Annotated in this window: 8 protein-coding genes and 1 pseudogene; 8 read left to right on the top strand and 1 reads right to left on the bottom strand. The window is 63.1% G+C overall.

The annotated features are described in order from the left end of the window. Positions 1-8: 8 nt before the first annotated feature. The 4 genes from S7A_RS11060 to cobA are packed head-to-tail and all read left to right on the top strand — an operon-like array spanning position 9 to position 8,326. The gene (locus S7A_RS11060) at positions 9-797 is read left to right on the top strand and encodes an ABC transporter ATP-binding protein (protein ID WP_009090594.1); all 789 of its coding nucleotides are present in this window, start codon (positions 9-11) and stop codon (positions 795-797) included. A 10-nt stretch (positions 798-807) separates the two neighbouring features. Further along, the gene (gene nirB, locus S7A_RS11055; protein WP_083837631.1) at positions 808-4,872 is read left to right on the top strand and encodes a nitrite reductase large subunit NirB; all 4,065 of its coding nucleotides are present in this window, start codon (positions 808-810) and stop codon (positions 4,870-4,872) included. Beyond that, entirely contained in the window at positions 4,869-7,487 is a 2,619-nt protein-coding gene (locus S7A_RS11050; protein WP_009090590.1) for a nitrate reductase, read from the top strand. The genes nirB and S7A_RS11050 overlap by 4 nt, the downstream gene beginning before the upstream one ends. Beyond that, on the top strand, positions 7,487-8,326 hold the full coding sequence (gene cobA / locus S7A_RS11045) for a uroporphyrinogen-III C-methyltransferase (protein WP_009090589.1): 840 nt from the start codon (positions 7,487-7,489) through the stop codon (positions 8,324-8,326). Before S7A_RS11050 ends, cobA begins: the two co-directional genes overlap by 1 nt. Before the next feature lie 200 nt (positions 8,327-8,526). Here the strand turns inward: cobA and S7A_RS11040 are convergent, their stop codons facing one another. Next, a complete protein-coding gene (locus S7A_RS11040) occupies positions 8,527-9,339 on the bottom strand; it encodes a DeoR/GlpR family DNA-binding transcription regulator (RefSeq protein ID WP_009090587.1) in 813 nt (270 codons plus the stop codon). Between the two features lie 352 nt (positions 9,340-9,691). Here S7A_RS11040 and S7A_RS11035 point away from each other — a divergent pair, with 352 nt between their 5' ends. The 4 genes and pseudogenes from S7A_RS11035 (at position 9,692) to S7A_RS11020 (ending at position 13,552) form a co-directional block, all read left to right on the top strand. Next, a complete protein-coding gene (locus S7A_RS11035) occupies positions 9,692-10,489 on the top strand; it encodes a GolD/DthD family dehydrogenase (RefSeq protein ID WP_009090586.1) in 798 nt (265 codons plus the stop codon). A gap of 55 nt (positions 10,490-10,544) precedes the next feature. Next, the gene (locus S7A_RS11030) at positions 10,545-11,480 is read left to right on the top strand and encodes a D-ribose ABC transporter substrate-binding protein (RefSeq protein WP_009090584.1); all 936 of its coding nucleotides are present in this window, start codon (positions 10,545-10,547) and stop codon (positions 11,478-11,480) included. A gap of 45 nt (positions 11,481-11,525) precedes the next feature. Then, the gene (locus S7A_RS11025; protein ID WP_009090582.1) at positions 11,526-12,137 is read left to right on the top strand and encodes a DUF2291 family protein; all 612 of its coding nucleotides are present in this window, start codon (positions 11,526-11,528) and stop codon (positions 12,135-12,137) included. Positions 12,138-12,147: 10 nt separating this feature from the next. Next, a pseudogene (locus tag S7A_RS11020) lies at positions 12,148-13,552 on the top strand (sugar ABC transporter ATP-binding protein). Position 13,553: the final 1 nt, after the last annotated feature.

Here is a 13,553-nt window from a genome sequence, read left to right as displayed (position 1 = left end):
GGAAGAGCATGAAACACATTATTCGCGTTCAGCAGGTGAGCCAGCGTTTTAACACTGCCAGCGGCGAGTTCCTGGCCCTCGACAACGTCAGTTTTGATCTCCACGAAGGCGAAACCCTGAGCCTGATCGGTCACTCCGGCTGCGGCAAATCGACGCTGCTCAACCTGATCGCCGGATTGACCCGCCCCAGCAGCGGGGTGCTGCTCTGTGACAACCGTGAGATTACCGGTCCCGGCCCGGAGCGCGCCGTGGTGTTTCAGAACCATTCGCTGCTGCCGTGGCTGACGGCCTTTCAGAACGTCGACCTGGCGGTGCAGCAGGTGTTTAAAGGGCGTCTCACCCGCGCGGAGATGCACGACTGGATCGAGCACAACCTGAATCGGGTGCAGATGAGCCACGCCATGCACAAGCGGCCAGGCGAAATCTCCGGCGGCATGAAGCAGCGCGTCGGCATTGCACGGGCGCTGGCGATGAAGCCACGCGTGCTGCTGCTGGATGAGCCGTTTGGCGCGCTGGACGCCTTAACCCGCGCGCATCTGCAGGATAGCGTGATGCGCATTCAGCAGGAGCTGAACACCAGCATCGTGCTGATTACCCATGACGTCGATGAGGCAGTGCTGCTCTCCGATCGGGTGCTGATGATGACCAATGGCCCTGCCGCGCAGATTGGCGAGATCCTCACCGTCGATCTGCCGCGTCCCCGCGCCAGGGTGGCGCTGGCCGATGAGCCGCGCTATCACCAGCTGCGCCAGAAGGTGCTGCATTTCCTCTATGAAAAACAGACCACGGCGGCATAGGGAGCAGACCATGAGGCAACGGTTGCTGGTGATAGGCAATGGCATAGCGGGGATGCAGATGGTAGAGCGGCTGGTGCAGCGTGCGCCGCAGCGCTTTGCTATCACGGTCATTGGCCGCGAGCCGCACGGCAACTACAACCGCGTGCTGCTCTCGCCGGTGCTGGCCGGGGAAAGGGTGTTCGAAGAAACCCTGATCCATGACCCTGACTGGTATCAGCGGCACGGCGTCACGCTGCTGAGCGGTGAAACCGTGCTGCAGATCGATCTGGCGGCCCGCACGCTGCAGACCTGTCAGCGCCAGCTCGGCTGGGATCGGCTGGTGTTTGCCACCGGATCACGGCCGCGCCGTCCTGCGATCCCCGGCATTGAGGGCGATAACGTCGTGACGTTTCGCAGTATTGCAGATGTCCGGCAGCTGCTGGCGGGTGAGGGGCCGATCGTGGTGCTGGGTGGCGGCTATCTCGGAATTGAAGCCGCGGCGGCGCTGCGCGCCCGGGGACGGGCGGTGACGCTGGTTCATCACAAGCCCTGGCTGCTGGATCGCCAGCTGGATGCACAGGCGGGCGGGCTGTTACAGGCGGCTCTGGAGCAGCGCGGTATCCGCTGTCTGCTGAACAGCGGCATTGCGGCCATCGGCAAAGCAGATGTGACGCTGACGGATGGCCAGTGCTGCGCCGCCCGTCAGGTGGTGATCGCCATCGGCGTTGAGCCGGAGGTGACGCTGGCCAGGGCGGCGGGGCTGCCCTGTCAGCGCGGCATTCTGGTCGATGGCCAGCTGCGCAGCGCGGTCAGCGGGGTGTATGCCGTGGGCGAGTGTTGTGAACACCAGGGTGAAACCCCGGGGCTGGTGGCCCCCTGCCTGGCGCAGGCTGAGATTCTGGCCGCGCAGCTGGCGGGATCGCCGCAGCCCGATTTCGTCAGTCAGCCGCTGGCGACCCGGCTCAAAGTCAGCGGCATTTCGCTGTTCAGCGCCGGGGATATCAGTGAGGGGGAATCCCTCCACAGTTTCGATCCGCTTTCCGGCGACTATCGCCGTCTGTTTCTTCGCCAGGGCCGCCTGCGCGGGGTGCTGCTCTCTGGCGACACCCGGCAGGGCCCGGCACTGCTGGCGCGTCTCCAGCGGAGCGAGGCGGTCACGCTTAACGCCCTGTTCGACCCCGATCAACCTGAACCGCAGCCGCAGGCTGCAGAGAGTCCTGAGATGAGTAAACCCGTATTAGCCGTGGTCGGTCACGGTATGGTCAGTCACTACTTTCTTGAGCAACTCGTTGCCCGCCAGCTGCATCAGCACTACCACATCGTGGTGTACGGCGAGGAGTTGCAGCCGGCGTACGATCGGGTTCATCTCTCCGACTACTTCAGCGGCAAAGCGGCGGACGCGCTGTCGCTGGTCAGCGCAGACTTTTTTGCCCTGCAGGGGATTGAACTGCGCAGCGGCTGTCAGGTGGTGGCAATCGATCGGGCGCAGCGCAGCCTGCGCGACAGCGCGGGCAATGAGCTGGCGTGGGACAGGCTGGTGCTGGCAACCGGTTCACGCGCGTTTGTGCCGCCGGTGCCGGGCCACGATGGCGACCGCTGCTTTGTCTACCGCACCCTGGACGATCTGGATGCGATCGCAGCCTGCGCCCGCCACAGTCAGCGCGGTGTAGTGATTGGCGGCGGCCTGCTCGGTCTGGAGGCGGCCAACGCCCTGAAGCAGCTCGGGCTGGAAACCCACGTGGTGGAGTTCGCGCCACGGCTGATGGCGGTGCAGCTGGATGAGGGCGGGGCGCTGATGCTGCGCCAGAAGATCGATGCGCTGGGCGTCACGGTTCACACCTCGAAGCAGACCGACATCATTGAGCCGCAGCCGGACGGCAGCGTGGTGTTGCGGTTTGCCGACGGCAGCGCGCTGCCCACCGATCTGGTGCTCTTCTCCGCCGGTATCCGGCCGCGGGATGAGCTGGCTCGGGAGGCGGGCCTGACGCTCGGCCCCCGCGGCGGCATTGAAATTAACGACAGCTGCCAGACCAGCGATGCGGCGATCTTTGCCATTGGCGAATGCGCCTTGTGGAACGGGCAGATTTTCGGGCTGGTCGCCCCCGGTTACCAGATGGCACGGGTGCTTGCCGGACATCTGGCTGGAGAGCCTGCGGCCTTCAGCGGTGCCGACATGAGCACAAAACTGAAGCTGCTGGGGGTGGAGGTGGCGTCGTTCGGCGACGCGCACGGGCGCACGCCGGGCAGCCAGCACTATTACTGGAGTGATGGCCCTAAAGGCATCTACAAAAAGATCGTGGTCTCCGCGGATAACACCCGGCTGCTGGGGGGCGTGCTGGTGGGCGACAGCAGTGAGTACACCTCGCTGCTGCAGATGATGCTCAATGCATTGCCGCTGCCCGCAACCCCGGAAAGCCTGATCCTGCCTGCGCTGGCCGGTGCGCCGAAAGCGCCCGGCGTCGCGGCGCTGCCCGACAGTGCGCAGGTCTGCTCCTGCCACAACGTCAGCAAGGGCGATATCTGTGCGGCGGTTCAGGCCGGATGCGGGGAGATGAGCAGTATCAAAAGCTGCACCCGAGCCGCCACCGGCTGCGGCGGCTGCGCGGCGCTGGTGAAGCAGGTCATGGAGTATGAACTGGAAAACCTCGGCGTCGAGGTGAAGAAGGATGTCTGCGACCATTTCAGCTATTCGCGTCAGGAGCTTTATCACCTGGTGCGGGCGGGGGAGTTCAGAACCTTCGACGCGCTGCTGGCGTCTCACGGCAAAGGCCAGGGCTGCGAAGTGTGCAAACCGCTGGTGGCGTCGCTGCTCGCTTCCTGCTGGAACGACTACCTGCTCAGACCGGCGCATCTGCCGTTGCAGGACACCAACGATCGCTACTTCGCCAACATCCAGAAAGATGGCACCTACTCCGTCGTGCCGCGCGTGCCGGGGGGCGAAATCACGCCGCAGGGGCTGATTGCCATTGGTGAGGTGGCGGCGCGCTACGATCTCTACACCAAAATCACCGGCGGCCAGCGTATCGACCTGTTTGGCGCGCGGCTCGACCAGCTGCCCGACATCTGGCAGACGCTGCTCGATGCCGGGTTTGAAACCGGTCACGCCTATGGCAAGTCGCTGCGCACCGTGAAGTCCTGCGTCGGATCGACCTGGTGCCGCTATGGCGTGCAGGACTCGACCGCCTTCGCTATCGCCCTGGAGAACCGCTACAAGGGACTGCGCGCGCCGCACAAGATCAAGATGGCGGTTTCCGGCTGCACCCGCGAATGCGCCGAGGCGCAGAGCAAGGATATCGGGGTGATCGCCACCGACAAAGGCTGGAACCTCTACGTCTGCGGCAATGGCGGCATGAAGCCGCGTCACGCCGACCTTTTCGCCAGCGATCTCGATGATGCCACGCTGCTGCGCTATGTGGATCGCCTGCTGATGTTCTATATCCGCACCGCCGATCGTCTGCAGCGTACCAGCGTCTGGATGGACAATCTGGAGGGCGGTCTGGACTATCTGCGGCAGGTAATCATCGAGGATAGCCTCGGGCTGGGCGCGACGCTGGAGGCGGAGATGCAGCAGGTGGTCGACGCTTACCAGTGCGAGTGGCAGACCACGCTGGCGGACCCGTCGCGCCTGGCGCTGTTCACCCCAACCCTCAACAGCGCGCAGCCGGATGAGACGCTGCACTACAGCCGGGTTCGCGGTCAGCGTCAGCCTGAAACGGTGGCCGCGCGGCCGCTGTTACAGCTGCCCGCCGAGCCGTGGAGTGCCATCTGCGCGCTGGAGGCGATTCCGCCTCAGGCGGGGATCGGTGCGCGCCTCGGCAGCGAACGGGTGGCCCTGTTCCGCTTTGGCGAGACGCTCTATGCGCTGGAGGATCGCGAGCCCGGCAGCGATGCCAGCGTGCTGTCGCGCGGGATTCTGGGCGATGTGGGCGGCGAGCCGGTGGTGATCTCCCCGCTCTATAAACAGCGGGTGCGGCTGCGTGACGGACAGAGCCTGGATAACCCGCAGCATCAGCTGCGCTGCTGGCCGGTGAAGCTGGAAGCGGGGCAGATCTGGCTGGCAAACCGTCCGCTTAACCCGCTGGCGCAGGCATCATGAACAGCACCTGTCCCTATTGTGGCGTGGGCTGTGGCGTCTGCGTCACGCCGCAGGGGTCGCAGCAGGCCGTTGTCACCGGCGATCCGCACCATCCTGCCAGTCTGGGCCGGTTATGCGTCAAGGGCGCGGCCCTGGGCGAGACGCTGACGCCGGAAGGCCGGTTGCTGACGGCCAGGGTCGACGGTCAGCCGGTCAGCCTGGCATCCGCGCTGGATGCGGCGGCGGCGGGGCTGCGCGCGGTGATCGATCGCTATGGGCCGGAGGCGGTAGCGTTTTACGGCTCCGGTCAGCTGCTGACCGAGGATTACTACGTCGCCAATAAACTGATGAAGGGTTACATCGGCGCCGCCAACATCGACACCAATTCGCGGCTCTGTATGGCGTCCGCCGTGGTGGGATATAAACGGGCGCTGGGCGCGGACGCTGTGCCCTGCTGTTATGAGGATCTGGAGCAGGCCGATCTGGTGCTGCTGGTCGGCTCTAACGCCGCCTGGGCGCACCCGGTCGTCTGGCAGCGGCTGATGCAGGCGAAGCAGCAGCGTCCGGCGATGCGCATCGTGGTGCTGGACCCGCGCCGGACCGCGAGCGGCGATCAGGCTGATCTGCACCTGCCGCTGCGTCCCGGCAGCGATGCGGTGCTGTTTTCCGGCCTGCTGCACTGGCTGGCACAGACGAAGGGCCTGGATGCCAGCATGTTGCCGCACCTCAACGGCGTCTCAGAGACGCTGGGCGCGGCGGCGGCGTGGGATGTGGTTCGGGTGGCGGTGGCGTGCGATTTAACCGTGCAGCAGGTGACGCACTTTTTCCGGCTGTTCAGTGAGCACGATCGGGTGCTGACGCTCTGGTGTATGGGGATTAATCAGTCCGTCACCGGCAGCGACAACAATCAGGCCATCCTCAATCTGCATCTGCTGAGCGGCAAAATAGGCCGCCCGGGCTGCGGCCCCTTTTCGCTGACCGGACAGCCAAATGCCATGGGTGGCCGCGAGGTGGGCGGGCTGGCGAACCAGCTGGCGGCGCACATGACGTTTACCGCAGAAGATTGCGACCGGGTGCAGCGTTTCTGGCGCAGTCCGGTGATAGCCCGTCAGCCTGGGCTGACCGCGCTGGATCTGTTCAGGGCGATCGGGGAGGGCAGCGTGAAAGCGGTGTGGATAATGGGGACCAACCCGGCGGTGTCGATGCCTGAGGGCAATCGGGTGGCGCAGGCGCTGGCGGCCTGTCCGCTGGTGATTGTGTCCGATGTGATGGCGCAGACCGACACCAGCGCCTTTGCCGATATCCTGCTGCCTGCCCAGGGCTGGGGCGAGAAGAGTGGCACCGTGACCAACTCAGAGCGGCGGATTTCACGTCAGCGCGCTTTCGTCAGCGCACCGGGTGATACCCGGCCAGACTGGTGGCTGCTGGCTCAGGTGGCGCAGCGGTTAGGGTTCAGTGAGGGGTTTAACTGGCAGCATCCGTCGGAGATCTTCCGCGAACATGCTGCGCTGTCCGGTTTTGAGAACGGGGGGCAGCGGGCATTCGATATCAGCGGGCTGGCGCAGCTGAGTCAGGCGGAGTACGACGCGCTGCGTCCGGTGCAGTGGCCGGTAAACGCTGACCACCCCCAGGGCTGCGCCCGGCTGTTCAGCGATCGGCGCTTTTTTCATCCGGACGGTAAAGCGCAGTTACGGGTGCCGGCAACGCCGCACGCTGTGCCGCGTGATGCGGCTTATCCGCTGCTGATGAACAGCGGTCGGGTGCGCGACCAGTGGCATACCATGACCCGGACCGGGCTGGTGCCGCGCCTGATGCAGCATTGTGATGAGCCGTTTGCGGCACTGCATCCGGCGGATGCCGTGCAGTATGGTGTGACGCCGGGCGGGCTGGCGCGGGTGCAGTCGCAGCAGGGCTGGATCAGCGTGCGGGTGCGTGCGGATGCCGGGATGCGGCGCGGCGAGCTGTTTGTGCCGATGCACTGGAACCGGCAGTTCAGTCAGCAGGGGCACGTCGACATGCTGGTTGCCGCCCGGGCCTGTCCTTTTTCCGGGCAGCCTGCGCTGAAGCAGACGCCCGTGCGCATCCTGCCGCTGGCGGTGCAGTGGCAGGGCTGGCTGTGGCAGCGCGGGATGACGCCACCCGCCGGATTGCGTTACTGGGCGCGCGTGCCCTATCCGGCGGTGCAGCGGTTTGCGGTGGCGGGCGAGGGTTCGCCGCAGGCGTGGCTGGCCGATCATGCGGATCTGACCGGTTGTGAGGTGCAGGTCGCCACCGGCAGCGGCAGTGACTACCGGCTGCTGGCCTGGCGCGACGGCGCGTTGCAGCTGGCGTTTTACGCCGGCACAGCGCAGCCGGCGCTGGAGAGTGCGTTTGTCGCGGCGGCCTTCCGGACTGCCCCGCAGGATGCGGCCGGGCGGCACAGCGTGCTGGCCGGTCGGGCCGCAGAGGGCAGGGCGACGGGCCGGATAATCTGCAGCTGTATGGCGGTGGGTGAGGAGGCGATTTTGCAGGCGATGGCGCAGGGGTGCCGGTCGACTCAGGCGCTGGGCGAGAGGCTGAAGTGCGGCACACAGTGCGGCTCCTGTATTCCGGAGCTGAAGCAGCTGTTGTTGTCTGACGTGGTGGTGGAGGAATGATGACGCGGGCAATTGATTCTCTGGATAAGTTACTGGCTCCGGCCGGTGCGGGCGGGCAGGCGGGCAGGGTCTGGCTGGTCGGTGCCGGGCCGGGTGATGTGGATCTGCTGACGGTGAAGGCATTGCGGTTGCTGCAGCGTGCGGAGGTGGTGGTGTATGACCGGCTGGTGAGCGAAGCGGTGATGGCGGAGGTGCCGGAGAGCGCGTTGTCGATTGACGTGGGCAAGCAGCCGGGCGCGCATGGTCTGAAGCAGGCGCAGATCAACCAACTGCTGGTGGATCTGGCGCGCAGCGGGCGCAACGTGATCCGGCTGAAAGGCGGCGATCCCTTTATTTTTGGTCGCGGTGGCGAGGAGATGGTGAGCCTGCAGCAGGCCGGGATCCGTTGTGAGGTGGTGCCGGGGATTACGGCGGCGGTGGGCTGTGCGGCGGCGAGCGGTATCCCGTTAACGCACCGGGATTGCGCTCAGTCGTTGCGGTTGATTACCGGGCATGGGCGGCTGGGCGAGCCGCAGCTGGATGCGGCTGCGCTGGCGGCGGTGAATGAGACGCTGGTGTTCTATATGGGGCTGAGCTGGAGTGCCTCGATCAGTGCGCAGCTTCAGGCGCACGGGCGCGACAGGGAGACGCCGGTGGCGATTATCGAGAAGGGGACCCGGCCGGATCAGCGGGTGCTGATCACCACCCTGGGCGGGCTGGCGGAGACGGTGGCGCAGGCGCAGCCGGTGTCGCCGTCGCTGCTGATGGTAGGAGACGTCGTGCGGTTTTACCGGGCAGATTTGCAGGAGCAGGGCGTTGCGCGTGCAGCAGGCGCAGGCGCAGGCTGGAGCGGGCTGTGAGGGCGGTGCGTCGTGCAGCAGGGGCAGGCTGTGGGGGTGGTGCGTCGTGCAGGAAAGGCCTGCCTGATCGCAAAGGATTCCCGCCTCCCTGCGGATTGGGCTCGCCCTCCCTGGCTCGCACACTTTGCTCTTCAGGCAGGCCTTACCTGCCCGGCTGACGGCGGTGCTTTCTTTCGCTCAAAACGCTGCGTGCTAATCCGTTACATCGCCCGCTTCATGGGCAGGGGGGCCACCAGCACTTTCACGCCCAGCGCTTCGAACGCGCTGACCTGAGCGGCGCTGATGCCGCTGTCGGTAATCAGATAGTGAATGTGGCTCCAGTCGCAGGGCAGCGCAAACATCGATACTTTGTCGATTTTGCTCGAATCGGCGACCACGTAAACCGTGCTGGCCGATTTGATCATCGCCAGTTTTACCTTGATGTCGGTTTCACTGGGAAAGCTCAGGCCAAGACGCGGCGAGATGCAGGCGGTGGCCAGAAAGAGTTTCTCCGCCAGCACGTTCTCAAAGAAACTGGCCGCTTTTTCGCCAGAGGTGGAGAGCGTCGGAAATTTAAAGGTGCCCCCGGTGAGCAGGATGTTGATCCCTGGCTCGCCACCCAGCTTCAGGGCGATATTCACCGCGGTCGTTACCACGGAGAGACGCCGGATATGGCTGAGGGCGTCAGTGATGGCCGTGGTGGTGGTGCCGGAATCGAAAATCACCGTATCGCCATTTTCGATGTGCTGCGCCGCCAGTCGGCCAATCGCCTCTTTCTCTTCCAGGTGTGTCTGCCGCTCCAGCAGCATTGCACCGCTGTTCTGTTTACCGGTTATCAGGGTCGCGCCGCCGTGATAGCGCTGTACAAACCCCTGTTTTTGCAGCATACGCAGGTCGCTGCGCAGGGTGGCCTCCGTCAGCCCAAAGGTCTCCGTCAGGGCTTTAACCGTGACGGTGCCATCCTCACGGATCATCTCCAGAATTTTCTCGCGGCGTTGCTGCATGTCAGCGAACTGCTCACTTTTGCTTTTCAATCGAAATGCTCCCTTTTCCAGTGACCTGACGGGTCGGGCAAACAGGCTCTTTGTGGCTGAGTTTAACGCGCCCTTTTTCTGAATGCGAGATGGCCCGGCGCGTCATTGATTTTCGAACGAAAATAAAAAGCAGACAGGTTGTTGAATCTCTCACGCTTTCCGGATCGCGCCTGTCAGGCTTTATTTCACTACTGCAAGCCAGATCACGCCTTTTCAATCAGATAAGCGGCGCGGGCTGTGAGATGGTCGAAATTTGATCTGCTCCACATATCATTTCTTTTCGATAGCATATATTTTTGTTCGAAAATGAGTAGGCCAACGGTATCAGCAAAAATCTGAGGGGAAGAGTGGGATGAGTGGTGAATATGACGTAAACCTGCGCTACGGCGTGGATACCGCCCTGAATCTGGGTGACAAAGTGGCCGTCGTGACCGGCGGGCTGGGCGGGATTGCGATGGCCACCAACGGCATGCTGCTGGAGAAGGGGGCGCGTCTGGCACTGCTCTATCCGCCGTTTGAGGCGGAGAAGGTTGCCAGTCTGCAGAAGGACTTTGCCGCCGACCGGGTCCGGTTTGTCTGCTGTGACGTTACCGACCCCGCCTCTGTCGACGCCGCCTTTGAGACGGTGGTTGCCCACTATGGCCGCATCGATATTCTGGTGAACTGCGCAGGCTACGTGATGCTGCAGCCGGTGGTGGAGACCGACTTTGCCGAGTGGCAGAAGCAGATCGCCGTCAATCTCACCGGGCCTTTTCTCTGTTCACAGGCGGCTGCACGACAGATGATCCGGGCGGGTGCGGGCGGCAAAATTATCAATATCGCCTCACAGGCTGCCTCGATCGCTATCGACAACCATGTCGCCTACACCTCAGCCAAAGCGGGCCTGCTCGGCATGACCAAAGTCATGGCGAAAGAGTTTGCCCCGCATCGTATCAACGTAAACACCCTGTCGCCCACCGTGGTGCTGACGCCAATGGGCGAAAAAGCGTGGCGCGGCGAGAAGGGCGAGCAGATGAAAAAGCTGATCCCGCTGGGACGCTTTGCCTACACCGACGAGATCGCCGCCGCCGTGCTCTTTTTCGCCAGCAACGGCAGCGACATGATTACCGGCGCGGACCTGATGATCGATGGGGGCTTCACCATCTGGTAACGCCACGCTGACACCCGGGAATGAACACCCTGACATAACGATAAGCGAGAACATCATGAAAAACCGTACCCTGCTGTGTAGTGCCGTGGCTGCCTGTCTGGTTTCGCAGACGGCGTTTTCCGCCGAAAAAGGCACCATTATGATCCTGGTTAACTCACTCGATAACCCCTATTACGCGTCAGAGGCCAAAGGGGCCAGTCTCAAAGCGCAGGAACTGGGCTACAAAACCACCGTGCTGTCGCATGGTGAAGATGTGAAGAAGCAGAGCGAACTGATCGACGCCGCGATTGGTAAAAAAGTGCAGGGTATCGTGCTCGATAACGCTGACTCCACTGCCAGCGTGGCGGCCATTAAAAAAGCCAAAGATGCCGGGATCCCGGTAGTGCTGATCAACCGTGAAATTCCGGTGGATGACGTGGCGCTGGCCCAGATCACCCACAACAACTTTCAGGCCGGCTCAGACGTGGCCAACGTCTTTGTGGAAAAGATGGGTGAAAAGGGTAAGTACGCTGAACTCGCCTGCAACCTGGCGGATAACAATTGCGTGACACGCTCGAAATCGTTCCATCAGGTGCTGGATCAATATCCCGACATGCAGAGCGTGGCGCGTCAGGATGCCAAAGGCACGCTGATCGACGGCAAGCGCATCATGGACAGCATCCTGCAGGCGCACCCGGATGTAAAAGGGGTTATCTGCGGCAACGGTCCGGTGGCGCTGGGGGCGATTGCTGCACTGAAAGCGGCGGGGCGTGACGACGTGATTGTGGTCGGAATTGACGGCAGCAACGACGAACGCGACGCGGTGAAAGCCGGCACGCTGAAAGCCACCGTCATGCTGCAGGCGCAGGCGATTGCCGCCGAAGGGGTGACCGATCTCGACAACTTCATTCAGAAGGGCGTGAAGCCGGAAAAACAGCGGGTGATGTTCCGCGGCATTCTGATCACCCCGGAGAATGCCAAAGGCGTTCAGGACTTCAACTACAAGTCGTAATTAACCGCTGTCGCGCCTGCGCTGGCGGGCGCCTGGGAGAAGAAGATGTCCCGAAGAGTCTGGCTGACGCTGGTGGTCACGCTGCTGAGTGGCTGCCGAATTGTGTCGCAGCAGGAGCTGGCTGACCTGAAAAATCCCCCTAACCCGAAGATGGCTGATATTGACCAGCTCTGGCAGCAGAAGCTGGTGCCGCAGCTCCAGGCGGAGGCGCGGCCCGTGTCAGCGCTGCTCACCGCAATGCGGTCAGCCAAAGATTTTGACACTGCCTGTCAGACCTACGGCTATCGCACTCAGGCGGAGAATCCCTGCATCTTCAGCGTCTCGGTACAGGGCGATGTCACGGCAGTCAACACCACCTCACGCAGCGGAAAGATGACCGTAAAGGATGAATCAGGTGACAGTGTCACTGTTCAGATTGGGCCGATCATCCGTGGCACCGCGCTGCGTGATGGCTACCGGGGCGCAGGTTATCAGGATTTTAACGACCAGGTGCTGTTCGGTGACTTCGGCAAGGCGATTAATCAGCACGCCTCGCAGATGATGCAGCAGTTCGCGCCGAAGGTGGGCGATAAGGTGAAGGTGACCGGCGTGTTCAGCAGCTGGGACATTCCGCAACAGCTGCCGGATATCACCCCGGCCGCCATTTCCCGGCAATAAGGAGCGGCAGATGCAGCAACCTCAACAGCCCGGCGATGTGATTATTGAAACGCGCAACCTGTCGCGTCTTTACCCCGGCGTAACCGCACTCGATCAGGTCAACTACCGGGTTTACCGCAACAAAGTGAATGTCCTGATCGGCGAGAACGGCGCCGGGAAGTCCACCATGATGAAGATGCTGGCCGGCGTGGAGTCCCCCTCGTCGGGCGAGATTCTGCTGGATGGCCGGCCGGTGTCGCTTCACTCCACCCAGCAGGCGGAGAAACAGGGGATCAGCATCATTTTTCAGGAGCTGAACCTGTTTCCCAACATGAACGTCATGGACAACATCTTCATCGCCAACGAGTTTTTCCAGCGCGGGGTGATCAACGAGAAGTATCAGTATGCGCTGGCGAAGTCGCTGCTGGAGCGGCTGCAGCTGGATGTCGATCCCTTTGCGCCGCTGGGCGAGCTGGGTATCGGTCATCAGCAGCTGGTGGAGATCGCCCGGGCGCTCTCCAAGGATACCCGGGTGCTGATCATGGACGAGCCGACCAGCGCGCTCAGCCAGTCGGAGGTAAAAGTGCTGTTCAGCGTCATTGAGCAGCTCAAGCGGCGCGGCGTCACCATTATCTACATCTCCCACCGGCTGGAGGAGCTGATGGAGATCGGCGATCACATCGGGGGAAACTGTGCTGGAGGTGGAGGGGCTGACTGCCCTGCATCAGAACGGAGGCTACAGGCTGAATGCGGTGAGTTTTACGCTGCGCAAGGGGGAGGTAATCGGCATCTATGGCCTGCTCGGCGCTGGTCGGACAGAACTGTTTAAAGGGCTGATTGGCCTGATGCCCTGCCAGTCGGGCCGGGTGCGGCTGGCGGGCCGCGATCTGGCCAGACGCAGCTTCCAGCAGCGGCTGAAAAGCGGCATTGCGCTGGTGCCGGAGGATCGCAAAGGCGAAGGGGTGATTGAACTGATGTCGATCACCGCCAACATGACGCTCTCGGACTTCAGCCTGCGCGGCTTTCGTCGGGCGCTGGGGCGGCTCAACCCGCGTCGCGAGCAGCAGCGGGTCAGTGAGATGATCGGCCATCTGGCGATTAAAGTCAGCGATCCCGACCTGCCGGTCACGTCGCTAAGCGGCGGTAATCAGCAGAAGGTGGTGCTGGGTAAGGCGCTGATGACCGGGCCGCAGGTGGTCCTGCTGGATGAGCCGACACGCGGCATCGACGTGGGCGCGAAGACCGATGTCTATCACCTGATTGGCAATCTGGCGCAGCAGGGGCTGGCGGTGATGTTCTCCTCCTCCGAACTGGATGAGGTGATGGCACTGGCGGACCGGATTTTAGTGATGGCCGATGGCCGGATAACGGCCGATCTGCCCCGCGCAGCGGCCACGCGCGAACACCTTATCGCGGCATCAACCCCGCAGGATTAAG

Source organism: Pantoea sp. Sc1 (assembly GCF_000255315.1).
In the GTDB taxonomy this organism is placed as follows: Bacteria; Pseudomonadota; Gammaproteobacteria; order Enterobacterales; family Enterobacteriaceae; genus Pantoea; species Pantoea anthophila.
The sequence above is the reverse complement of the archived record's forward strand: the minus strand, read 5'-3'. Positions and strand labels throughout refer to the sequence as shown.